This window comes from Clostridium sartagoforme AAU1 (genome assembly GCF_000401215.1).
In the GTDB taxonomy this organism is placed as follows: domain Bacteria; phylum Bacillota; class Clostridia; order Clostridiales; family Clostridiaceae; genus Clostridium; species Clostridium sartagoforme.
In genome coordinates, this window is record NZ_ASRV01000026.1 from 17,272 (window position 1) to 43,290 (window position 26,019).

The 26,019-nt window shown below is 29.3% G+C and carries 23 protein-coding genes; 2 read left to right on the plus strand and 21 right to left on the minus strand.

Going from position 1 to position 26,019, the window contains the following annotated elements; translation table 11 throughout:
- Positions 1–73 precede the first annotated feature (73 nt).
- The 14 genes from A500_RS02215 to A500_RS02280 all read right to left on the minus strand — a co-directional run bounded on the left by A500_RS02215 (position 74) and on the right by A500_RS02280 (position 13,436).
- On the minus strand, positions 74–1,273 hold the full coding sequence (locus A500_RS02215) for an acetate/propionate family kinase (RefSeq protein ID WP_016205957.1): 1,200 nt from the start codon (positions 1,271–1,273) through the stop codon (positions 74–76).
- Positions 1,274–1,291: 18 nt separating this feature from the next.
- Positions 1,292–2,299 carry a phosphate acetyltransferase gene (gene pta, locus A500_RS02220; protein WP_016205958.1) on the minus strand — a complete coding sequence of 336 codons (1,008 nt, stop codon included), beginning with the start codon at positions 2,297–2,299 and terminating at the stop codon, positions 1,292–1,294.
- Positions 2,300–2,360: 61 nt separating this feature from the next.
- Positions 2,361–2,777 (minus strand): MaoC family dehydratase, encoded by a 417-nt coding sequence (locus A500_RS02225; protein WP_016205959.1) that lies wholly within the window; start codon positions 2,775–2,777, stop codon positions 2,361–2,363.
- A gap of 21 nt (positions 2,778–2,798) precedes the next feature.
- The gene (locus A500_RS02230) at positions 2,799–3,977 is read right to left on the minus strand and encodes an acetyl-CoA C-acetyltransferase (protein WP_016205960.1); all 1,179 of its coding nucleotides are present in this window, start codon (positions 3,975–3,977) and stop codon (positions 2,799–2,801) included.
- Between the two features lie 10 nt (positions 3,978–3,987).
- Positions 3,988–4,710 carry a beta-ketoacyl-ACP reductase gene (locus tag A500_RS02235; protein WP_016205961.1) on the minus strand — a complete coding sequence of 241 codons (723 nt, stop codon included), beginning with the start codon at positions 4,708–4,710 and terminating at the stop codon, positions 3,988–3,990.
- Between the two features lie 140 nt (positions 4,711–4,850).
- The gene (locus A500_RS02240) at positions 4,851–5,426 is read right to left on the minus strand and encodes a TetR/AcrR family transcriptional regulator (RefSeq protein ID WP_016205962.1); all 576 of its coding nucleotides are present in this window, start codon (positions 5,424–5,426) and stop codon (positions 4,851–4,853) included.
- 67 nt (positions 5,427–5,493) lie between these two features.
- On the minus strand, positions 5,494–6,309 hold the full coding sequence (locus tag A500_RS02245) for an alpha/beta fold hydrolase (protein ID WP_016205963.1): 816 nt from the start codon (positions 6,307–6,309) through the stop codon (positions 5,494–5,496).
- 24 nt (positions 6,310–6,333) lie between these two features.
- Positions 6,334–7,665, minus strand: a complete 1,332-nt coding sequence (locus A500_RS02250; protein ID WP_016205964.1) for an acetyl-CoA hydrolase/transferase family protein — start codon at positions 7,663–7,665, stop codon at positions 6,334–6,336.
- Positions 7,666–7,749: 84 nt separating this feature from the next.
- The gene (locus A500_RS02255; protein WP_016205965.1) at positions 7,750–8,964 is read right to left on the minus strand and encodes an ABC transporter substrate-binding protein; all 1,215 of its coding nucleotides are present in this window, start codon (positions 8,962–8,964) and stop codon (positions 7,750–7,752) included.
- Positions 8,965–9,026: 62 nt separating this feature from the next.
- Positions 9,027–9,734 carry an ABC transporter ATP-binding protein gene (locus tag A500_RS02260; protein ID WP_016205966.1) on the minus strand — a complete coding sequence of 236 codons (708 nt, stop codon included), beginning with the start codon at positions 9,732–9,734 and terminating at the stop codon, positions 9,027–9,029.
- Positions 9,735–9,747: 13 nt separating this feature from the next.
- Positions 9,748–10,527 carry an ABC transporter ATP-binding protein gene (locus A500_RS02265; protein WP_040436446.1) on the minus strand — a complete coding sequence of 260 codons (780 nt, stop codon included), beginning with the start codon at positions 10,525–10,527 and terminating at the stop codon, positions 9,748–9,750.
- Positions 10,514–11,524 carry a branched-chain amino acid ABC transporter permease gene (locus tag A500_RS02270; RefSeq protein WP_016205968.1) on the minus strand — a complete coding sequence of 337 codons (1,011 nt, stop codon included), beginning with the start codon at positions 11,522–11,524 and terminating at the stop codon, positions 10,514–10,516. The genes A500_RS02265 and A500_RS02270 overlap by 14 nt, the downstream gene beginning before the upstream one ends.
- Positions 11,525–11,537: 13 nt before the next feature.
- The gene (locus A500_RS02275; RefSeq protein WP_016205969.1) at positions 11,538–12,413 is read right to left on the minus strand and encodes a branched-chain amino acid ABC transporter permease; all 876 of its coding nucleotides are present in this window, start codon (positions 12,411–12,413) and stop codon (positions 11,538–11,540) included.
- Between the two features lie 3 nt (positions 12,414–12,416).
- Entirely contained in the window at positions 12,417–13,436 is a 1,020-nt protein-coding gene (locus tag A500_RS02280; RefSeq protein WP_016205970.1) for a 3-oxoacyl-ACP synthase, read from the minus strand.
- Between the two features lie 667 nt (positions 13,437–14,103).
- Here A500_RS02280 and A500_RS02285 point away from each other — a divergent pair.
- Both A500_RS02285 and A500_RS02290 read left to right on the plus strand, forming a co-directional pair.
- Positions 14,104–14,796 carry a hypothetical protein gene (locus tag A500_RS02285; protein WP_016205971.1) on the plus strand — a complete coding sequence of 231 codons (693 nt, stop codon included), beginning with the start codon at positions 14,104–14,106 and terminating at the stop codon, positions 14,794–14,796.
- Positions 14,797–15,092: 296 nt separating this feature from the next.
- A complete protein-coding gene (locus A500_RS02290; protein WP_016205972.1) occupies positions 15,093–15,764 on the plus strand; it encodes a hypothetical protein in 672 nt (223 codons plus the stop codon).
- 134 nt (positions 15,765–15,898) lie between these two features.
- On the opposite strand, the gene ascB is transcribed toward A500_RS02290, so the two are convergent.
- The 7 genes from ascB to A500_RS02325 form a co-directional block, all read right to left on the minus strand.
- Positions 15,899–17,338: a 6-phospho-beta-glucosidase gene (gene ascB / locus A500_RS02295; protein WP_016205973.1), complete on the minus strand. Its 1,440-nt coding sequence runs from the start codon at positions 17,336–17,338 to the stop codon at positions 15,899–15,901.
- 83 nt (positions 17,339–17,421) lie between these two features.
- A complete protein-coding gene (locus tag A500_RS02300) occupies positions 17,422–19,311 on the minus strand; it encodes a beta-glucoside-specific PTS transporter subunit IIABC (protein ID WP_016205974.1) in 1,890 nt (629 codons plus the stop codon).
- A 309-nt stretch (positions 19,312–19,620) separates the two neighbouring features.
- Positions 19,621–20,457, minus strand: coding sequence for a BglG family transcription antiterminator LicT (licT, locus tag A500_RS02305; RefSeq protein ID WP_016205975.1), 837 nt, complete (start codon positions 20,455–20,457; stop codon positions 19,621–19,623).
- 322 nt (positions 20,458–20,779) lie between these two features.
- A complete protein-coding gene (gene phaZ / locus A500_RS02310) occupies positions 20,780–21,670 on the minus strand; it encodes an intracellular short-chain-length polyhydroxyalkanoate depolymerase (RefSeq protein WP_016205976.1) in 891 nt (296 codons plus the stop codon).
- Positions 21,671–21,968: 298 nt separating this feature from the next.
- Positions 21,969–23,009 carry a nucleoid-associated protein gene (locus A500_RS02315; RefSeq protein ID WP_016205977.1) on the minus strand — a complete coding sequence of 347 codons (1,041 nt, stop codon included), beginning with the start codon at positions 23,007–23,009 and terminating at the stop codon, positions 21,969–21,971.
- A gap of 232 nt (positions 23,010–23,241) precedes the next feature.
- Positions 23,242–23,907, minus strand: a complete 666-nt coding sequence (locus A500_RS02320) for an HAD family hydrolase (RefSeq protein WP_016205978.1) — start codon at positions 23,905–23,907, stop codon at positions 23,242–23,244.
- Positions 23,908–24,113: 206 nt separating this feature from the next.
- Positions 24,114–26,019: serine hydrolase (locus A500_RS02325; RefSeq protein WP_016205979.1), on the minus strand; the 1,906-nt coding region annotated here is incomplete at its 5' end.

Here is a 26,019-nt window from a genome sequence, read left to right on the forward strand (position 1 = left end):
TAGTTTAAGGGGTTTTTATTAGTTATCTAATAAAACTATATATCTACATCCTTTTATATATAAGTATTGAGAGCTAAATATTATTTAGAACTTCTAATGTTTCATTTGCTATCATTAGTTCCTCGTTAGTTGGAATAACAAATACTTTAACTTGAGAATCTTCAGTACTTATTTCAACTATCTCTCCTCTTACGTCATTCCACTTATCATCAATTTTTATTCCTAAGAAATCCATTCCTTCTAAACAAGATTTTCTTGTTATACTTGAATTTTCACCTATACCTGCTGTGAAGATAATTGCATCTACTCCACCCATATGTGCAGCATAAGCAGCTATTTGACCTCTTATTCTGTAATAAAAAATATCTAAAGCTAATTTTGCTCTTCTATTTCCCTCTAATGCAGATTTTTCTAAATCTCTAAAATCTGAACTAACTCCAGATATCCCTAATACTCCTGACTTTTTATTAAGAGAATCACTTGCTTCTTCTGGCGTATATCCACACTCCTCAATTAAGAATGTGGATATTGATGGATCAATATTACCGCATCTTGTTCCCATAGCTATTCCAGCAAGAGGAGTAAAGCCCATAGAAGTATCTATAGATTTACCATCTTTTATTGCACATATACTAGCTCCATTTCCTAAATGACAACTAATTATTTTCATATCTTTAATATCTCTGTTTAATACTTCTCCAAGCTTTTGTGAAACATATTTATGAGAAGTTCCATGAAATCCATATTTTCTTATACCATATTTCTCATACAAACTATACTCTATAGGATATATATAAGCTTCCTGTGGCATAGTTTGATGGAATGCAGTATCAAATACTGCTATCATAGGAGTATTTGGCATTAATTCTTTACATGCTTTTATTCCTGTTATATTAGGTGGATTATGAATTGGTGCTAATTTTATACATTCCTCTAAATGACATAAAACTTCATCATCTATAAGAACTGAATTAGAATATTTTTCTCCACCATGAACTACTCTATGGCCTACAGCATAAATTTCATTTATATCTTGTATAACACCATATTTTTTATCCAGCAATGTTTCCAGAACTATATTAATAGCCTCTTTATGATTTGTGAATTTTCCATTTACAACATACTTTTTTCCGATAGGATTCTTATGAGTTAATACAGAGTCAGCTAAGCCAATTCTTTCAACTAAACCTTGGCACATAACCTCCTCAGTATTCATCTCTATTAGTTGATATTTTAATGATGAACTTCCACAATTAATAACTAGTATTTTCATATTTTATCTTCACCTCTACTACAATGTAATTTTTGATTGGGATTGTACAGAAGTCAAAACTACTACATTTACTATATCCTCTACTGAGCACCCTCTAGATAAATCATTTATAGGTTTAGCAAACCCTTGACATATCGGTCCTATAGCTTCAGCATTAGCAAATCTTTGTACAAGTTTGTATCCTATATTACCTGATTGCAAATCTGGAAATATTAAAACATTAGCTCTTCCAGCTACACTACTATTTGGTGCTTTTTGCTTTGCAACTTTTTGTACTATTGCAGAATCTAGCTGTAATTCTCCATCAATTAATAAATCTGGTCTCATATTCTTGGCTAATTCTGTTGCCATTCTTACTTTCTCTACTGTTTCATGATCTGCTGATCCCATAGTTGAAAAACTTAACATTGCAACTTTTGGCTCTATTTTACAAACATTTCTTGCTGTATCTGCTGTTGCTATTGCTATTTCTGCAAGTTCTTTATAATCTGGATTTGGATTTACAGCACAATCAGCAAATAATAACATCCCTTCTTCTCCATAACATGAATTAGGAACCATCATTATAAAGAAACTTGATACTACTGAAGCACCTTTTAAAGTTTTTATTACTTGAAGCCCTGGTCTTAGTAGATCTCCTGTTGTATGAATTGCTCCCGATACCATTCCATCCGCATCATTACATTTTACCATCATTGTACCAAAATATAGTGGATCCCTAACTATGCTTTTAGCTTTTTCTATAGTCACTCCCTTATTTTTTCTTAACTCGTAAAACTTCTCTATATAATATTGAAGTTTATCTGATTTTTCTGGATCTATTATATCTATTTCATCAATATTTACATTTAATTTTTTTGCCTTATTTAAAATAGCTTCATAATTACCAATTAATATGGGATGTGCTACATTTATATCTTTTATTTTACTAGCAGCTAATATAGTTCTTTCTTCTTCTCCTTCTGGTAAAACAATCTTCTTTATATTTGATTTAGCAAGTTCATATAATTTATTTAAAAGTTCCATGTCTTTCCCCCTAATGTTAGGATATTTTTATAAAAACTTTATATATAAGTTGTAAAAAATATTATTTAGGAGGCATTACTACAGCCTTTCCTTTAACTACAACTTCACCTCTTTGATTTGTACAAATTGTTTCAAGAGTTATTCTATTTTTTTCTTCTAATCTTTCAATAACTTCTACTGTTGCTGTTATAGTATCTCCAAATCTAACTGGGGATGTAAATTTTAATTCCTGTGAAAGATATATAGTTCCTGGCCCTGGAAGTTGCATTCCAAGCACAGTTGATATATACCCAGCTGATAACATACCATGAGCTATTCTTCCCTTAAACATAGTGTCTTTAGAATATTCTTCATTGAAATGTGCTGGATTTAAATCACCACTCACACCTCCAAATAAAATTACATCGGCCTCACATACTGTTCTGCTATAACTAGATTTATCTCCTAAATTTATTTCATTTATAGTTTTACCTTTCATATTAATACTCTCCTCCTATTACTATCTTTCAACTAATATTGCTGTTCCCATTCCTCCACCTATGCAAAGTGTGGCTAATCCTTTTTTAGCATCTCTTCTTTGCATTTCATGAAGTAATGTAACTACTATTCTGGCACCTGAACAACCTATAGGATGTCCTAATGCTATTGCTCCGCCATTTACATTAACTTTAGATAAATCTAATTCTAAATCATTGACTACTGAAATTGATTGTGCTGCAAAGGCTTCATTAGCTTCAATTAAATCTAAATCCTTTACTGTCCAATTTGCCTTTTTTAAAGCATTTCTAGTTGCTGGCACAGGTCCATAGCCCATTATTGATGGATCTACTCCCGCTGATCCATATCCTCTTATCGTTGCTAATGGTTTTAATCCTAAATTATCTGCTTTTTCTTTACTCATTACTATAAGAATAGCGGCTCCATCATTGATTCCTGATGAATTTCCTGCAGTTACAGTACCCTCTTTCTTAAAAGCAGTTTTTAACTTACTTAATTTCTCTAAAGTTACGCCTGACTTTATATACTCATCTTTATCAAATATACTAGGTTCTCCCTTTTTATTTGGAATTTCAATTTTAACTATTTCCTCATTAAATTTTCCTAACTTTTGAGCTTCTATTGCCTTTCTTTGGCTTTCTACGGCAAATTTGTCTTGTTCTTCTCTTGATATGTTCCATTTTTCTGCTATATTTTCTGCTGTTATACCCATGTGATATTTATTAAAAGCATCTGTTAATCCATCTTCTATCATCGTATCTACTAATTTCCCATGTCCCATTCTTTGTCCAAACCTAGCTGAAGGAATTATATATGGGGCATTACTCATACTTTCAGTTCCTCCGCATAAAATCACATCAGCATCTCCTAGCATGATTTCTTGTACTGCTAAGGTAATTGATCTGAGCCCTGATCCACAAAGTTTATTTAATGTCATACTTGGTACTTCAACTGGAATTCCTGACTTTACTGATATTTGTCTTGCTATATTTTGCCCAAGCCCACTCCCAAGAACATTTCCTATTAATACTTCATTTATTTCTTCTGGGTTTATCTTTGCTCTCTTTATAGCTTCCTTAGCTGCAAATACTCCTAAATCTACAGCAGTAAACTTAGATAAACTTCCTCCAAAACTTCCAATTGGAGTTCTTACTGCTGATACTATAACTACATCTCTCATATTCATCCTCCTACAATCTCATTCCACCATTAACTGATAAATTATGTCCTGTTATATATGATGATTCATCACTAGCTAAGAATAAAACCGCATTTGCAATTTCCTCTGGCTCTCCAAGTCTTCCAAGCATAGTTTTTCCTCTCATATTCTCTAATACCTTTTCTGGTACAGTTTTCATCATATCTGTATTTATATAGCCGGGTGCTACTGAATTAACTCTTACCTTTGCCCCTTTTCTTGCAAATTCCTTAGCCCAAGTCTTTGTCATTCCTATTACACCTGCTTTTGTTGCAGCATAATTAGTTTGTCCAACATTACCATACTCACCAACTATAGATGCTATATTAATTATTGAACCTATCCCTTGTTCCATCATGTGAGGTCCTACTAATTGTGCAATATTAAATAATCCCTTTAAATTAACATTTATAACTAAATCCCACATTTCTTCTGTCATTTTTTGGATTAATGCATCTCTAGTTATACCTGCATTATTAACTAAAATATCTACTCGTCCAAATTTCTCTGTTATAGTATCAAAAAATACTTTTATTCCATTTCTATCGGTAACGTTTACTTCATATCCATATATATTCTTATTCTCATAAGGTAACTTATTCATATCAACAGCTATTACCTTAGCCCCTTCTCTAGCAAATGTCTCTGCAATACATCTTCCAATTCCTTGAGATGCTCCTGTAACTATAGCAACTTTATTTTCTAATCTTAACATTTTAACCCTCCATATTTGTAAGTACTTACTTACATATTGTTTTAAAAAAATTAATCCTTCCTTTTGGAGTAAGATTAATTAATTTTATTTATTAATATATTTTTTAAATTTTGTATGAATTTCTAATTGTAGAATATTGATTATAATTTATATAATGCAATAAATTGTCTTGTATGTTCTTTAACTAAATCTTCCCATGATATTTTTGTTATGGTGTTATCACTTAATAGCTCAACTGTAAATGCTCCTAAAAGGCTATTAATTAATGTTACAGCCATTATCTCCGGATTTCCCTTTGTTATATTTTCTTCATTTAATTTTATAAAGTATTCAATAAGAACACTTATTAACTTTCTTGAAAGCTTAAGTCTAACAAAATCTTTTTCATTATCTGCAAGCTTCATTTGAACTTTATAAAGCTTAGTATTTTGAACAAGTAAATCATAAATTCTCTTTGAAATTAACATCATACTATCTTCAAAATTTAATTCTTCTGTATCATTTAATATATAATCAACATGAGAATCTACTACATAATGTTCCGTAGTTACTTGAAACAAGTTACTTTTTGACCCAAAATGCCTAAAAATAGTTAATTCATTTACTCCTGCTTCCTCTGCTATTTGCTTTGTTGTAGTCGGATAATATCCCTGCTCAGAAAATAACTTTAATGCCACTTTCATTATCTTTTTACTTGTATCATTGTTGTATTTCATTATTTTTCTCCCTTTCAGCAGTTTAGTTATATAGTAAGTACTCCCTTACATTCTTTATATTACTATATTATACTATTTTTATTTCTTTCTCAACAAATAAATATCCTTTTAATATGTTAATAAATTCATTAGGCTTTTCATACATAGATGCATGCCCACATTCTCTTATTAATATATATTGGGAATTAGGAATACCTTTGTAAATATCCTCCTGCTCTGCAACTGGAGTTATAAAATCATATTCACTGCTTACTATTAATGTACTTATATCAATTTTATTTAGCTTTTCTTTAACATCATATCCTTCTGCACTTTTTATAAGTCTTATCATCGATATAAGAAAGTCTTCTTTAAATACTTTATATAAAATTTTTCTTCTTTTATTCATCCAATCTATATTTTTATTATAAAAACTTGGTGAATATATTATTGGTATTGTTACATTATAAAATGTTTCTGCATCTTTTGTTTCCGCTGCATTAATCCATCCTCTTCCAATATCTTGGAGCCATGAATTTGTGTTACTTGTAGTGTTAAATAATATTAATTTATTTAATAAATTTTTGTACTTTAGTGCAAATTGAAGTGCTACTTCTCCTCCATAGGATATTCCGAATAAATTAATTTTATTTAATTCTAGTTTATCTATTACTGCCTTGACTACTTCAACTTGTAAATCTTGTTTGTATAAGCTATCCATTTTGTCTGATTTTCCTTGATCTAGAAAATCTAAAAGTACAACTTTATTATTTCTACTGAGTTCTGGAATAAAAGCTTTCCAACTCATATGTGACATCATTATACCATTTAAAATTACTATAACTTCTCCTTCTCCATGAACTTCATAATAAATGTTTTTTTCATTATATTTTATAAAAGGCATATTAACACCCCCAATTAAACTTTTCTAAATTAGACCTAGCCTCTTTGCACTATTTAAAAGTTCTTCCTTAAATTTTGGATGAGCTATATTTATTAATCTATAAACTCTCTCACTAATAGTAGTTCCTCTTAATTCTGCTATTCCATATTCAGTAACAACCATATCAACATCATTTCTTGATAAACTTACGGCTGCCCCTGGTTTTAAAAATGGAACTATTTTCGATATTTCTTCTCTTTCACCAGTGTCCTTTTTTTTAACCATAGCTGTTGAATACAAAGCTATAAAAGAACGTCCATTTTTTGATCTTTGTGCTCCTATTGCTGTATCTGCTTGTCCGCCAGTTCCGCTAAATTGTATTGTTCCTATTGATTCTGACGCACATTGTCCTGTTAAGTCTATTTCTATTGTTGTATTTATAGAAACTTGATTATCATTTAATCCAATTATATATGGATCATTTGTCCAATGTCCATCCATTATCATAACTGATGGATTATCATTTATAAAGTCATACAATTCTTTTGTTCCAAGAGCAAAAGCTGCTATATGTTTTCCTTTATATAAATTTTTATTTTTGCCATTTACTGCACCTGATTTTACAAGTTTCATCATACCTGTTGTAAACATTTCTGTATGAATTCCCAAGTCCTTTTTGTTAACTAATGAAGCTGCAACTGCATTAGGTATTCCACCAATTCCTAGTTGAATACAATCACCATCATTAATCCTATCTGATATAAACTTACCTATCCTTAAATCTTTTTCATTTGGCTCAACATCTAAAAGTTCTGGAACATCATAATTTGTTTCTATCATATAATCTATATCATTTATATGAACCTCTACATCTCCAAAGGTTCTTGGATAGTTTGGATTTATCTCTAAAATTACTAACTCTGCTTCCTCTATCATTCTTTTTTCATATACATTACTTAAGGATAAAGAAACATATCCATGTTTATCTGGCATAGTTGCAGTTCCTATAAATATATTTGGCCTTTTATGAACTAATCTTTTTATTGCGGCTAAATGTAAATGGTTGGGTATAAATGAAATATTTCCATTCCCATGTGCTTTTCTCATTGCTGCGGTATAAAACCATCCATCCATTTTAAATGATTCTTTATAGCTTGGATTTATAAAATATTCTGCCATTTCTATAGGTAAGCATGTTGTTACTGTAACATCTTTCACTCTATCAGATATATTATGCAAATTTCTTAATATTTCTCTTGGTTCTGCTGCTGCAAGAGCAGAAACTATAATATCTCCAGTTTTTATTTTGCCTAATGCCTCTTCAATAGTTATATATTTCCCATTAATTACGTCTTTTGATTTAACTGTTTGTAACATATTAAACCCTCCTATAAGTTTTTTATACTATCAGCCAAGATTTCTTATGTGTTTCTTGGCTGATAGACAAAACATAAAGATAATTTATTTTCCTAATATATCATTTATACTCTTAAATCCAATATATGGAGACCAACCTATTGCACTTTTTATATCCATTTTTACTAAAGACATTTCTTGTGTACCAAGTCTCTTGCCATCCGCAAAATCTATGTTACCTCCAAAAGGATTCTTTATTGGCTCTTTTTCCATAGCCTTTATATAATTTTCCCAAGTTATTTCTCCATCGACTTTTTCTAAGCCTTTTACAAAGAAATCAGCCGCTATCCAACCAGTCATAGCATACGCATTTGCTGAAAAATCTTCAGTTGATGCTTGTTTAACCCATTTTTGAAATTCTGCCATTGCTGGAGTTGTTACATCTACCCAACAATTACTATAAATTTCAAATTTATCAGCTACATCTGATTTTATTGCTTCAACCATTGTTTTATCGCCATTTACGTAAGTAGTTATAGCTGGTTTTGTATTTCCTTGCTTAGCTAGTTCTTTAGCTATTTGAGGGAAAGTTCCTTGAATCCCAGCTATTATTATTGCATCTACATCTGAGTTCTTAATTTTAGTTACTGCTGCTGAAACATCTTCTGCTCCTGGCGCAACTTGCTCACTTATAACTTCAACTCCGCCCATGTTTTTAGCTTCTGTTTCAACACCCTTAACTAAATCCTTACCTGCATCATCATTAGTGTAGATTACACCTATTTTGTCTGCCTTAAATTCTCCCTTTGCCCAAGCAGCCATTATACGACCTTCCATTGGATATACAGGTTGTACTGGAAATATATTATCGCCTTCACCTTTTGTAGCATTTTCGTTATATAATATTCCTGTACCTGTAGCAAAATAAACTGAAGGGATACCTATTTCTTTAAGGTCATCTAGTGTTGCTCCTACAACTGGAGTTCCAAAGTGCCCTACTATAGCAAATACTTTCTCATCATTTACAAGCTTATCTAAAATAGCTTTTCCTTTTTCTGGATTGAACTCGTCATCTTGATGAACATATTCTATTTTTCTTCCTTTAACTCCTCCCCCTTCATTTACCATCTTAAAGTAAGCTTCAATACCAGCTTTAAATGGAACTCCTACTGGAGCAAATGCTCCTGAAGTAGCTATACTATTTCCTACCTTTATTGATGTTTCAGTAACACCTTGTGCTGCTTCCTCTTTTTTGCCACAACCAGCAAAAGTCATTGTTAAAGTAAGCGAAGCTAAAAGCAATGCAATTTTTTTTCTCATAAAAATTCCCTCCATACATTATTTTTATTTTTAATTATATTAAGGATTACTCCCTAAAAACTTTACTCTCCTCCAAGATAAGCCTCTAATAATCTCTTATCTTGAATTAATTCACCAGCTTTTCCTTTCATATTTATTTCTCCAACCTCTAATACATAAGCATAGTCCGCTATCTTTAATGTTTGAAGAGCATTTTGCTCAATTATTAGCACCGTTGTTCCTTCTTGATTTATCTCTTTTACAATTTCAAATATATTTTTTACTATAAGTGGAGCTAATCCTAAAGATGGCTCATCTAAAAGTAGTAGCTTTGGACTTGCCATTAGTGCTCTTGCTATTGCAAGCATTTGTTGCTCTCCTCCACTTAAGGTTCCTGCTATTTGTTTTCTTCTTTCTTTTAATATTGGAAAATATCTATATACTCTTTCAAAATTGCGTTCTATTTCTTTTTTCTTCTTTACTGTAAATGCACCTATTCTTAAATTTTCTTCAACTGTTATATCAGGAAAAACTTGTCTCCCTTCTGGTGATTGAACGATTCCTAAAGATGTAATTTTTTCTGCTGATAAATTAGTTATGTTTTTTTCACAAAACTCTATACTTCCACTTTCTGCTTCTACTATTCCAGATATAGTCTTTAAAGTAGTTGTTTTACCAGCACCATTTGCTCCAAGTAAGGCAACTATTTGGCCTTCTGGAACCTCTATATCTATTCCTTTTAAGGCTTTTATACTTCCATAAGAAACAGTAAGATTATTAATTTTTAACACTATTTTATCCATCTTACTCCTCCTTTCCTAAATAAGCTTCTTGAACATCTTTATTACATTGAATTTCCTTTGGAGTTCCTTCAGCTAATTTTTTTCCAAAAGATATTGCACATATTCGATCACAGATATCCATTACAAGTCTCATATCATGTTCTACTAATAAAATGTTACATTTGTATTCATCTCTTATATTCCTAATTAATTTTGCTAATTCTAAAGTTTCAGTATCATTTAGTCCGGCTGCAGGTTCATCTAGAATTATTAATTTAGGGTTGCTCATAAGAGTTCTTCCTAGTTCTATCTTTTTTAATATTCCATAAGGTTGTCCACCTGCAAGTTCATTTTTCTTACTTTCGATTCCTAAGAATTCTAAAATTTTTTCTGCCTTTTCTATATTTTTTTCTTCTTCCTTTTTAGACTTTCTAGTTCTTAATGAATTAGAAAATAGTCCTGACTTATAAGCAATATGTGCTCCTATAAGTAGATTTTCTAATAAACTTAAATCTTGAATAACCTCAACATTCTGGAATGTTCTAACTAAGCCAAGCCTTATAATGTCATGAGTACTTTTTTCTACTAAATTTACATCTTTATCTTCTATTGTTTTAAATATTACTTTTCCACTATTAGGCTTATAAAATTGAGTTATGCAATTAAATACAGTAGTTTTACCTGCCCCATTTGGTCCTATTAATCCATATATTTCTCCTTGATTTATATGAAAGCTTAAATCATCAACAGCTTTTAACCCTCCAAATGCTATTGATAAATTTTCAACCTTAAGTGTTTGCATTAAGCTCATTTACTTTCACCTTCTTCTTATTAATATATTTTTTAATATCTTTTCCTATATAGATCAATCCGTGTGGATAAAATAGTATTACGATGATTATTAATATTCCTGTAAAAATATAAGCAAGTCCATCTATACTACCTATTACCGGAAGCTGCTTTAATATTAATTCTGGCACCCCAAATACTATTATTGAACCTATAATAGGGCCCGTAATAGTTCTTAACCCTCCAATAACTATTACCGCTAGTATTTGTAGAGATAAAAGTAAATTCCATGTGGCTGGATAAGAAAATCTTATAAAATGAACGTATAACACTCCTCCTAAAGATGCATATACTGTTGCTATTGCGAATGCTGTAAGTTTGTATTTTAATAAATTAATTCCCATAGCTTGAGCAGCTGGCTCACTAACTCTCATTGTAAGTAGTGCTCTTCCTGTTGATGAATGTATAAAATTATCTGTAAGTATCATGACTATGATTAATATAACTACAATCAATATGAACGTTGTATCCCTATTTAAGCCAAATCCAAAAATTTCTGGATATGAAGCTGTTTTCCCCGAAAATCCTCCTGTTATATTATCAAATTCAATGAATATCTTTTTAAATATTTCTGATACTGCTAAGGTTGCTATCGCTAGATACATTCCTGAAATCCTTAATGATACAAGTCCTATTAAAAGTCCTATTATTAAAGGAACTATTATTGATATTATTAATGAAACCAGAAATGGTAATTTTAGATCTTGAGTTAAGTATGCAGATAAATATGCACCAAACCCCATAAATCCTGCAGTACCTAATGATATTAAACCTGAATATCCTAAAAGAACATTTAATCCTACAGCTACTATTGCATAAAATAGTATTGTTCCAAAAGTAGTTATAGTTGAACTTTTTATAATTCCCATATCTTGTAATAATGGTAATGATGCTAATATAATTCCAAGCAGAATATATTTACTATATCTATTTTCAAATAGTTTTTTCATACTTTTGCGCCTCCTATACCTTCTTTATTATTTTCTTGCCTATTATTCCATTCGGTCTTAGAACTATAAATAGTAAAATTAAAGTAAATAATATAGGCTCCCCCCAGGTTGATGAAACATAATATATAAGTACATTTCTACCAAGTCCAATTATATATGCTCCAAGTACTGGGCCATAGAAGGTTTGGAATCCACCTAGTACACAGGCTATAAGTGCATTAGTTTGAACATTATCCATCATAGATACATTTACAGTTATTGCTGGTGCAAGCATTAAAGCTGCTAATGTTCCTAATGCTGCAGCTATTGCCCAAGCTCCCATTGTTACTAATGAAGTAGGTACTCCCATTAATCTAGCTGTTTGTTCATTAGATGCTGTAACTCTTACAGCAAGTCCCCATTTTGTATTCTGTAAAAAATAAAATAGTACTGCCATTATAATTAGTCCAACTATTATATTTAATAATGCATTATAAGATATAGATGCTCCGAATATATTAACTGCTCCACTTTCTATGAATTTAGGAAAATTTAGTGGTGTTGAACCAAATATCATTGGTGCTATTCCTAAAAATAGCATTATTATTCCAAAAGTTATAATTTGCTTTCCTACTGCTGATGTCTTTTTAGCTTTTCTAATAATTATGATATCTACTAATACCCCAGATACAAAAGCTGCAATCATTCCAATTATAGCTGCTCCCCATGACGGTAATCCAAAATGAATTAAAGCAAATGTTGCAACAAAAGCATTGAACATTCCTATTGAACCTTGTGCAAAATTAGTAGTTTTACTTGTTCTAAAAATTATTATTATTCCAAGTGCAGCCAAGGCATAAACGCTTCCAGTTTCTAAACTACTAAATAATATTTGAAAAAATGTATCCATGCTTTAACACTCTCCCCATTTTATTACGTTTGCCGACCATACATAGCCGATTCCAGCAGCTATCATCAATACTACCGAACCCTTCTTTACCTTTCCATCTTTTAATGCAAGTTTTAATGATAATATTTGATCTACTTGTCCCATATGTCCGTAATCTGATAAATAAATTGATTGCTCATCTTTTAGCCCTAGTTCTTTTAGCATAAAATCATGCATAGATTTTTTAAAATGTAGTACTGCAAGATAATCTATATCTTCTCTTTTTAATCCTGATTTTTCTAAAGCTTTATCAATACATTCAAACCAATTTGGCATTGAAACTGCATTTAATCCATCTTTCATATGTTTTGGATCCATTAGTCTTAATGACTTATATCCTTCTTCAACATTATTTGAATTGAATGGATTTGCTATTCCACCTATTTCTACCCCTGCATCCCTTGAAAAGGTTCCATCTGCTTTTATATGTGATCCTAGTAAAATATTTTTTCCTGCATTTTTCTTTAATATTATTGCACCTCCCCCAGCTGATAGGTTGTACATCATTGACATGTTTGAATCTGAATAATCAACAAAGTCTCCGTTTCTATATCCTCCAACTACCATAATGGTATCTATTGATTCATCTGCTAAAAGCATATCCTTAGCTATTTTTAATGCAGATACTGTTGTGCAACATCTATTTTGAACATCTATTCCCCATGCATTTTTTGCACCTATTTTCCCTTGTATATACAAAGCTGATGTTGTAAGTGGATACTCCTTCCACTCCTCTCCCATACATAAAATTACATCTATTTCTTCTGGAGACATATTAGCATCTTTTAGTGCATCTAAAGCTGCCTTTACTCCCATCTCTTGAGTTCCATCACTTTCTCCTGGTATAGTCTTTTCTACTATTCCTAATTTTTTTATTACAGCTTCTTCACTCCAAATACCATTTGTTGCTTCTGAAATCTCTTTTGCTGTCATTTTAGTTTCTGGTATATAAAGTCCTAACCCTACTATTCCTACATTAACCATATTAATCCTCCATTTCAATAATTTTATAGTATGTAAGTGTTTACTTTCAATTTCATTGTAAACCTTTTCCCTTTTAACTGTCAATATCCTTTTAATGAATTTTCTGATAATTCTTGATAAAGCATTTTTTATAGATTATTTTTAGTAATTCATTAAATTTCTCCTTATTACTTTTACAACTTGTTATTTAGTTATAATTTATAAAAATTGTATCCATATAAGTTTACTTATTTTGTTACTTTCCTCCAAATCAATACAACCTTACATATGTACACTTGAAAATTTAAGGAAATAAATAAATATAAATATTTTCAATAGGATAAGTTAGGGAAAAGTTCCGAAAGCAAAAAAGTAGATTGACTTAATTATTCACAATATGCATTTTCAAAAGTTCACATGAACATATCATATAAAAAAAGAATTTGATAGAAGATAACTTAATAATTTAAAAAGAATCTTGTATTACACTAACTATGTAAGGTTAGTTATTGCTACAAAAGCTTTGGTTTTATATTAATAATTTATAGGAAAATTAATAACTTCCTTATATAAAATTAAATTAAATTATTTTAAAAAATTTCAGAAAATTGATATAATTTATTTACATTTTTTCTCTTATTTGGTAAAATAGTATAGAAGCCTAGTATAATAGTTAAGAAGGAGTATTATGAAAATAAAATTAAGTAAATTTCTAAGTACTATAATTCTGATTGCACTGGCAACCAATATTAGTGTACCTGCGTCAGCGAATTCACTTTCTATTGATAATGAGCATATAAAAGCAGGAAAATATGTTAACCCAAATATAACTTTAATGAGTGAAGAACTAATTAAAAAAGCTGATAAATATGTAAATATTGAGAATGATGAGTATGTATTAGATAATAGTATTTACATCGATCCTATGTTATCAGAAAGTGAGATAAAAGAAGTAAAATTAAATATATCAAATACCAATAACTTACTTAAAAATAATACCAATAAATCTGTAAAAAGCGCAGAAAAATCAATTGAAATAACTTTTTCTGATCAACAAATGAAATCTGTATTTGAAAAAGCTGGAGTAGAAGTAAATGATATGGCTGTTGCTAGGGTAGAAGCTAATGGTATAAACAAACTTGAATCATACTGGTGGGGATACTATATATATTTAGATTCATATTATACAGGACTTGCTGTAACTGTTGCCACTGCAACATTAGCAGGTATACTAGCTGCTCTACTTCCCCCAATTGCTGCAATTGCACCATCTGTAGCAACAGCAATGATAGCATATCATTTAGGATATCAATACGGAGATACTGGAATGATTATTTCTTGGAATAGCGTACTAGGGTTTCAAAAAGCATGGAGTCAATAAAAAAGTATAAATTAACAATATTCTCTGTAATTCTCTGTATTTTTTTACTATATATCATTCATTTTTATATGAATCATAGTTTATTAAAACTTCTACTATGGATAATAGTGGTATTAATGTCTGGAGCCATAATACAATATGAGAAAAAGTTAAATAAAAAATAGTTTTATAATTTTTTACTATTATACTAGGAGAATCTATTAAAGGAAGAGATTTATAGAAGTGCCATATTTCAAAATAAATCCGAGCTACTTCTTATCTATTCAGTTATTTTATAAAAAAATAGGAGGCTTATTATGAAAAATATTTTTTACAAAGTTATAGTATTTACAATATTGATAGCACTGGTAGGTAATATTAGCATATCAGTATCAGCTAAATCAATAAATAACAATCAACTTACTATCAATTCAAATGCAACTTTAATGAGCAAAGAATTAATTGAAAAAGCTGATAAATACGTAAATATTAAAAATGGTGAATTTGTATTAGATAATAGTGCTTATAGGGATTCCGTTTTATCAGAAAGTGAGATACAAGAAGTAAAATTAAATATAGTAAATTCTAATAACTTACTTAAAGGAAATAACAATAATTCTGTAAACAGTGAAGAAAAATCAATTAAAATCAGTTTTTCTGATCAACAAATGAACACCGCATTTGAAAAATATGGTATAAATGTCAATGATATATCTGCTGCTAGTGCAGAAGTATCTGGCGTAAATCAAGTTGTAACCTATTGGTGGGGATATTATATATACTTAGATTCATACTATACTGAGCTTGCATTTTATATGAATCAGGCAGCATTAGCAGCTGCTTTTAGTAGTTTATTCCCATACCTTCGAATCACACAAGCGTTAGCAACAGTAATGATAATTAAAAGATTATGGGAAAGATTTTGGGGTTCTGGGTGCGTTGTATCATGGAATACTGCATTAGGATATCAAGATTCATGGAGTCAATAAAAATATTAATAAAGATTTAAGTCATCTTTTAACTACCTATTATCATTTAAATATGAAAACAAGGAGCTGTCACACTAATTTTTTTATCTACTAATGCTACAGCCCCCTATTTTATAATCTATTAGTATTTATTATTAAAGTTCTTCTCCATTACTCTCTATAACTTTCTTATACCAATAAAAACTCTTCTTTTTACTTCTCTTTAATGTTCCATTTCCTTTATTATCTTTATCAACATATATAAACCCATAACGTTTTTTCATTTCTCCTGTAGATGCGGACACTATATCTATGCATCCCCATGGTGTGTACCCTATTAAATCCACACCATCAATTATTGCTTCTTTCATTGCCTTAACGTGTTCTTTTAAATATTCAATTCTATAATCATCATTTATAGAGCCATCTTCTTCTATTACATCATTAGCTCCAAGACCATTTTCTACTATAAATAATGGCTTTTGATATCTATCATATAAAGAATTACATGTTATTCTAAGCCCTAATGGATCTATTTGCCATCCCCATTCTGAAACCTTTAAATTTGGATTCCTAACAGTCTTAAATACATTTCCTGCAGTTTGACCCTTTAATACTTCTGAATCTGAGCTTGCACATCTACTTGAATAATAGCTAAATCCTATAAAATCAACTGTATTATTTTTTAATATTTCTTCATCATCTTCTTTAAAGACTATTTCTATTCCATTTTCTCTTAAAAATCTCTTGGCATATCCAGGATATTCTCCTCTTGACTGTACATCTATAAAAAACAAATTTTCTCTATCCTTTTCTTTTGCTAATAATACATCTTCTGGATTACATGAATATGGATAGAATTCTCCCGCTGCAAGCATACATCCTACCTTTGAATTTGGTATTATTTCATGGGCCATCTTAGTAGCTAGTGCACTTGCTATAAGTTCATGATGAGCTGATTGATATTTAATTTGAAGTTCATTATCTCCTTTTTCAAATCTAACACCAGCTCCCATGAAAGGTAAATGCAATATCATATTTATTTCATTAAATGTCATCCAATACTTAACTTTATTCTTATATCTTTTGAAGATAGCTTCACAATAATTTAAATAGAAATTTATAAACTTTCTGTTTTTCCATCCACCAAACTTTTCTATAATTCCAATTGGTGTATCAAAGTGACAAATAGTTACAACAGGCTCTATTCCAAATCTTATCATTTCATCAAACATAGAATCATAAAATTTTAATCCTTCTTCATTTGGAATTTCTTCATCTCCATTAGGGAATATTCTTGACCACGCTATAGAAACTCTTAAACATTTAAAACCCATTTCTGCAAATAAAGCAATATCTTCTTTATATCTATGATAAAAATCTATAGCTTCATGAGATGGATAATACTCATTTTCTAAAGGTTTTAAAACATCTATTTTACCTTCCATAACTTTTCTACGATTTAAACCCGCTGGACATAAATCTACAGTTGTTAGCCCCTTACCACCTTCTTTGTATCCACCTTCACATTGATTTGCCGCTAAAGCTCCTCCCCATAAAAAGTTTTCTGGAAATCTATTAAAATCTTTGTTCATATTAATTCCTCCACTATTTTTAAGGAAGTATCTATAAATTAACTTAAAGATACTTCCTTATATTTTAACTAAAGTTTATATAACTAAATAATACTTATAATAGTATCTCCAACCTTAGCATTTTTTAAATTCATAGGTAAAACTTCTAAATAATCTACTGTATTAGTAACTATAACAGGTGTAACTAATTCATAACCTTCCTTTTTTATAGCTTCCATATCAAATTCTATTAAAGTATCTCCAACCTTTACCTCATCTCCATCATTAATATATGATGTAAAATGTTTTCCTTCCAATTGGACTGTATCTATACCTATATGAATTAAAACTTCTACTCCGTCACTTGATCTTAATCCTATAGCATGTTTAGTTTTAAATATTGTTTCAACAGTTCCATTTATTGGTGATACTACCTTACCTTCTATTGGCTTAATTGCTACTCCCTTTCCCATCATTTCTGATGCAAAAGTTTCATCTTTAACTTCTTTTAAAGGCATAATTTCTCCATCCATCGGGCTAGCAATAGTGATTTTATTAACTAAAGGCTTCTTTTTATTATCTTCATCTTTATTAACAGCAACTTCTTTATCAACATTATCAATAACTTCAGCCTTATCCTTATATAATATTAAACAAGCTACAAATGCTACAACTACACTTATTGCCGCTCCTATGCAAGCATATGCAAAATTCATCATAGAATCTCCACCAATATAACTTGGTAAGGTTAAGAATCCCGGAGAACCACCTGAATAGTTTGATACACGGAATAATCCTAGGAATAATCCTCCAACTGTTCCTCCTATCATTGCTGAATATAATGGTGTTTTAAATCTTAAGTTAACACCATATAGAGCTGGCTCTGTAATACCACAAACTGCTGTAATACCAGCTGAAGATGCTAATTGTCTTATTTCTTGATTTTTAGTTTTAAGAGCTACTGCTAAAGCTGCTCCCCCTTGAGAAACATTTGATGCTAACATTCCTGGATATATTATTGTATCGTATCCCATAGTCATACGATTATTTATTCCTATTGGTATAAGTCCATAATGAGTACCTGTCATAACTAATAATGGTGTTAATCCACCTACTATAGTTGGTACTACCCAACTAGCATAAGATTCTAAAGTTCTTATAGCTAATCCTATTTTATCACTTATTATATATCCTAAAGGTCCTATTACTACTAATAAAACTATTCCTGTAACTAATGCTGTAATTAATGGTTTTGTGAAAAACTTAATTGCTTTTGGTGATATTTTATCTGCAATTGGTTCAACATATGACATAAACCAAACTCCAAGTATTATTGGTAAAACACTTGAACTATATGATGCTAAAGAAATAGGTAGTCCAAATACACCTATAGATGTTCCTGCTTCTTTTGCTGTACTTACCATTGTAACAAATGTTGGATGAAGTAACATTCCTCCAAGCATCATTGCTAAATACTGATTAGTTTTAAACTTCTTTGCTGCTGAATTAGCAAGAAGTATTGGTAAGAAATAAAATGCAGCATCAGCCATAAAATTTATAACTTGATAGCTTTGTGATTGTGGTGTTACTAATTTAAATGCATTTAATAATGAAAGAACTGCCTTCATCATACCTGCTGCTGTTATAGCTGGTAATATAGGTGTAAATATCCCTGTAATAGTATCTATGATTTTGGCAATAGGTTTACGATCATCTGCTTCATTTGATACATGACTATTTTGACTTTCTATATTACTAATTTTAATAATTTCTTTATAAACATTATTTACATCATTTCCTATTATAACTTGGTATTGTCCACCCTTATCAACAACACCCATAACACCTTGAGTAGTTTTTAGTTCCTCTGTATTTGCCTTAGATTTGTCCTTTAAATTAAATCTTAATCTTGTTGCACAATGTGTTAAATTTGATATGTTATTTTCTCCGCCTACTTTTTTTAATATTGACTTAGCTAAATTTTCATAATTCATAGCTTAATTCCTCACTTTCAAAATTTAATATATTTAAGTTTTGAAGAATTAAGGTTTTGCCTGATCGAATCAGTTACAATCCTATGAAACTTCCGGTTAAAAATTAATTTTCCTATTATCTCCTCCTAACGTATTTATTTATCAGTTTATATAATAAAAACCTAAATTAACTTTGAATTCCACTAATCACTATAAATATAACAATACTTAAATATAGTATAAATCTATTAGTAAAATTTTAATAATTAACTTAGGTTTTGCCTGATCGAATCAGTTACAATCCTAAAAAATGTTAGAACTTATTAAGTTTTAATAATTTTCTTTTACAACTCTTGCTGTATGCACTATAAGATATAATTTTTCTTCTTTTGTTAATTCATTATTAAACTTTTGTTTTATAAATCCTTCTATTTTTCTTGTACATTCATATGATTTTGGGTACTTATTTTTAATCATTTCAAATAAATCATTATCATTATCTTCATAGTATTTTCCATTAACTAATCTTTGAGCAAAGAATTTTAAATGAGTAATAAATCTATAGTAATTTATTGATTCTTCATCAAAATCAACATTGAAATGATATTTTACAATCTTAAGAATTTCATTAATTAAATTTATAATATCAACTATTTGAGGCATATCTTGACTTAATTCTCCATTTAGAATATGCATTGCTATTGAAGCAGCCTCATCTTCTGGTAATTCTATATTTATTCTATTTTTTATAATTTCTAATGCTTTTAAACCAACTTCAAATTCTGCCTTATGTAATCTTTTAATATCCCAAAGCATCACATTTTTCATTTCCAAATTACTTTTATATCTGTTTATAGAAAAGCTTATATGATCAGTAAGTGTTAAATATATATTTTCATTTAGTTTTGTGTCTAACTTTTTTTCTGCATATTTAATTACTTCTTCAGCTATTTCTAAATTCTCTACAGAAATATCATTAACTAATGCTATTAACTTATCATTTATGCTTTTATTCTTTAAAACAAATATCTTATCTACTTTTTCCTGATCAATTTCATCACCTTTCTTTTTTTGAAAGGCTATTCCTCTTCCCATAACAACTGATTCTTCATTATTTTCGTTTATAATTGTAATAACATTATTATTTAACACCTTATTTATTATCATATCTCTAATCTCCTTTATAGTAATTTTTTATTAGAAATATTTAAGCCTTACCTAAAATAGCCTGATTACATATTTCATATATTAATATGTATTATTTTGCATTTATATAAAAATAAACCTAAATCAACATCAAATAGCTATAGTTTTATTACTATAACAAATTTGGTATCAATTTAGGTTTTGCCTGCTTTCCAGTAACAATCCATAAATGGATCCATATTTAATATAAATATATTTTAATATCTTTTGTAAACATTGTCAACATATTTTATGTTGTAACTTTACTAAAAATATTACCTGGTATAAATAATATTTATAATAATTATTGTATAAATTTATTTATTTCTTCTACTACTTTATCTAAAGCGTCTATCATAGGTGAATGTCCGGAATCCTTTAATATAACTAATTTGGAATTTTTAATATATTTATTTATATCTTCTGCCATATACATTGGAACTACATAATCTCTATCCCCTTGCAATATTAATACTGGAGCTTTAACTAGCTCACATTTATTATTACCTTCTATAACTCCATTATTTTCATTTGTCATATTAAAATGTGCCAATGCATAATCCACATCAACTAAATTCCTTTGAGTAAGCATATCCTCTAAATACTCATTGTATTTCTCTTCTTCTGGTTTGTTATGTGTATAAATAGCCATATTCCATAATGTTCTATAGAACTCTTTATTTTTATTTTCTAAGGCATCCAATACCGGTTTAACTTGTACTGGATCTTTAGCAATTTCTTCTTTAGTTCTTAATAATTCATTCATAGGTTGTCCATTTTGGTCCTTTTTATATATAGGATATCCTTTAACCCCTACAGACTCCAATAACACTACATTTTCTACTTTTTCTTGGCAATTAGCTGCTAGTTCTAGAGCAACTCCGCCTCCTGTTGACCATCCAATAACTGAGCAAGAATTTATTCCTATAATATTTAAAAATTCTTCTATATCTTTAGCAAAATCATTTAATGAATTAATAGGTGCATTATAGCTAGATTCACCAAAGCCCCTCATATCCACTGCCGTTATTTTATACTTATCCTTAATTTCATTTATAAGAATATCCCAGTGTTTTGATGATGACATATTCCCATGAATAAGTAATAAATTCTTTTCTCCTAAGCCTTCTTCCCTATAAGCTATAATTTCTCCATTTGATAAAGTTACTTTTTTTAATTCAAGAATATTGACCATATAAATCCCCCCTAAAATATGAAAGTAATCGCTTACATTTATATCATATTACAATATTTATAAAGTTACAATAGGTAAATGAAATTTTGTAAAGCAAAATTAATTCAGTTACCAGTGTACAATTCACTGTTTGCATTTTTTCAAATAAAATAACAGGTATCAAAGAACAGTTTATAAATTTAAAATTAAACTTCCTTTTACCTGTTACCTATTACTTGTTGCTTATTACCTTAACCCCTTATAATATGAAACTATGAACTGCGCACCAGAAAATTACTTCACAAAATATTACTTATAATTATTTTTCTAAGTAATTCATAACGTGCTTTATTATCATATTTATACTTCCATCACCATTTCTTTGTATTTCAAACCTAGTATTATCGTGATAAGCTTCTTCATTTATGTATAAATCTATATCTCTATCAATCTTTAGCCTTACTCTCTTCAACTTCTTTTCTATCCATTGCTTATCTATAGCTACTTCATCTTCTAATCCATGACTTTTCACGAAACTTGAAAAATCATTTTTTACTTGTGGATTTTCCTTGAATAATTCATTTGAAAGCTCATCTATATTTATAGTATCTTCTTCTTTTAATTTTGCTTTAACTGTTGTTCTTATTCTTTCTGCTTTATCTGCATCTTCCACTATATTACTTCTAGTCCAATTTTCTGTAGCTTTTAAAAAGGTCTTGGTCATATCTCTTTCATTATTTATTATTGAACAGCCTAAAAAGTTGCTTATAAAATAATTTGCTCCATATTCCTCTTCATCTTTGCTTTTCCGTTGTTTGTCTATTACCATAAGGTTATATCGTTGTTCTTCTCTTATAGGCTTTATAAATGCTGCTTTTTGTATTCTTTGACTACTAGCTGGAAGACCTGCTGATTGTGGAACTATATCTATACCTATTTTACTTTCTTTAAATTCAACTTGATGAGTAAAATTCTTTACATAGTCCATTTTAAGTATACCAATCATTGGACCTTGATCTGTTATTATAGAGACTATTATTAAATCACATGAAGGAATATTTACGTTTCCCTTCATTATTATAAATAATTGTCTTGCTAACTCTTGAGATAATCCTATTAGATCATTTTCTATTCCATTTAAATAATCTTGAACTAATTCTTTTACTATATTTCTTTCTGGATTAAAAACAGCATACTTTAGCTCTTCATCATTAAAACACTTTTCTGTATGCTTATGAAGAAACTTATAAATATCTTCATTTAATTCAAGGCTGTATTCATTTAAAATTGGTTCATCAGAATTTGAATCTACTATATGAATTATTCCTTCTTGTATATTTATATCACTTATGTATTCCATTATTACACCGCCTATACTACTAGTTATCTATAATTTAAAAATATATATTTTAATCAATAATCTACATAATATTTAATATTATTTAATGAAAAAATGAAGGAGTTAAAAAATTATGGATAAAAATCCTTAAGGGATTTTTTAATTTTTGCACTGTAAAATTAAATTCCCTGTTACTTGTTACCTTCACTTCTTATAATCGCAAACTGCGCACTGTACACTAAATCACCCTTTATTATGCCTTATGTAATTTCTCAACTACATCTATCACTTCTTCCAGGTTTCTCACTTTTTTAAATGCAAGTCTTTCTATATCTTCGTTAGGTTCTTTTAAATCAGGAATAATTATAGTAGTCATTCTTGCTCTACTAGCTGCTATAGTCCCTGCTTCAGAATCTTCTAATACTATACATTCTTCACTTGGTACATCTAATTTTTCTGCTACTTTTAAAAATACTTCTGGATTTGGTTTTGATTTAGTGACTTCATCTCCACATAATACATAGTCATAATAATCGTATATATTAGCTTCTTTTAAAATCTTGGTTGCCAGCTCTCTATTGGAAGATGTAGCAACTGCTCTTTTTATATTTTTTTCAGTTAAATATTTTAACAACTTATCTACTCCCTTTTTCTTTTTAACTTCTCCATTTAATATTTTAGCCATATATATATTATTTCTTTCCATTATATAATCATCTAAATTTACTTTACTACCAAATTCATTATCTAAAGTTCTTCTAACACTTTCATGATTAGTTCCAAGTAATTTATAATGTAAATTTAGATCAAAGTATATATCAAATTTATCTGCTGCTTCTTTCCATGCTTCATAAGAAAGCCTTTCTGTATCGAATATTAATCCATCCATATCAAATATAACTAATTTTACATTTTTCATGTTTTCTTCTCCCGTCTTTTGTTTATTATATTAAATGCTGGTTTTATTTAAATATTATAAACTTCAATGTTAATTTAGTTAAGTGTAAAATATTTATTTCAGCTTATATATATTTTATACTATACTTTTACAAAAAATAGGACTTATATTTCTTTTTAGGTACAAACCTTATTTGAAATATAAATCCTATTATTTATTTAAAATTATTATACTTTATCTAATGTACTTTTTTTCCTAAATATATATGCACCAAATCCTATAGCTAAAGCTCCAATAACTACATAAATAATTGGTGATGTTCCTCCAGTACCTGGTAAATCACTATTTCCTTTACCATTATTGTTTGTCCCTTTGTCATTATTTTTATTATCTATATTTGAGTCTTCTTGATCCTTATTGTCTTCTTTACCACCATTATTTGAACCATTTCCACTATTTCCATTTGATGATTCTTTTAATTGAAGAGCTTCAATTGCACTATTTAAATTGCTATAAGATGTATTTACAAGTTCTTGATTGTCTTCTGAGATATTCTTATCTTCCATGACAATTTTAGCTTCATTTAAAGCCTTCATAAATCTTTCTACACCCTCAGATTTATATTTATTAGTATCAATTCCTTCTGCTTTCCTTATCAAAGACTCAAGTTCACTCTTGTCAGCTGATTTTACTAAAGCCTTTATTGCATTGTTCAAACTTTCTAAAGCAACTTCAACTTCTTCTTGAGTAACTTCTTGATTTTCCTTTACTAATTTAACTGCTTCAAGTACTGACAATAGTTTTGTTTTACTATTTTCAGTATATAAGCTTAAGTTAATTTCTTCAGTATTGGCAATTGCCTTACATAATTCAGATTTATCTGCCTTTAATACTAGTTGCATCATAGATTTATATAGTGATTCGTAAGAAGTATAAGAATCTATTTCTGATATCTCCTCCTTACTTAATATATCTTTTGCTCCTTGTAAAGCTTTTTTAAATTCGTCTTGACCTTTACTTAAGAATCTATCTAAATTAATAGCTTCTGCCATATTTACTAAGTCAGATAAATTATTCTTATCACCTACCGGAATACCTAATTTTTTATATTCAACTAAAATATCATTATATGCCTTTACTATATCTTGAACACCTGTATCTTTGTTATTATAAACAGTCTTTGCTACTTCTAAAGCATTATTAAATGAAATCTTAATCTCCTCGTCTACTTCTTCTAATATTCCCTCTGCAATTTTAGAGTTAGCTGCTTCTATAGCTTTATTTAAGTTAGTTTTATCTAATTTAACTAAAGCATTCTTTGCTATTGATAATTCTTCAATTGCTGTATTTAACTCCTTGTTATTGGCTTCAATTCCTTTTGATAGTACATCCATTGAACTATTATAAGACTTAATAAATTTGTCCCAAGTGCTAGTTTGATAATGAACATGTTCTGATAAATCTTGTCCTTTATCAACTATAACCTTTGATTCTTCAGCAAGCTTATTTAATGCTTCAATTTCAGAACTATAGTTTGGAAGTTCTATAGGGGTACCTCCAACATTTTTAATTCTTTCATTGAATTTCATTATTTGCTTACGATTCTCTTCAACATTTAATTTTGCTACAACCTCTTCAGCATATGCAATATTAGAGCTAGTCTTATTTTCTTCCGCCCTTGTAATAACAGTATCAATCTTAGAATAAACAGATTTCAATATAGCTTCTCCTGTATAGTTGTTTGAATTGTATAATTTTAAGTTTTCTGATACCATTTGAGCAAGATTTGCATCTATTGCATCATCATTATTATGAATCATAGATTCATAAATAAGAGTTGGTATTGTACCTAATGTTGATGTTGTAAATTTATTTCCTAAGAACATATTTGCATTTATAGAATTATCTATAACTGGTGAGTTAATTTTGTTTGTTAGTAAAACAACTATTAAATCACTTTCAGGATCTATAACTGTTAAGGTTCCTGTCCATCCTTGATGTCCAAATGTATTGCTTGATGATTGAGTTCCAAAGTACCATAACCTTCCGTTATCTCCTTCTCTCCACCATCCTAATCCCCAAATTGGACTAGATGCTTTTCTCTTTGTAAATTCTTCTACAGTATTTTTGGAG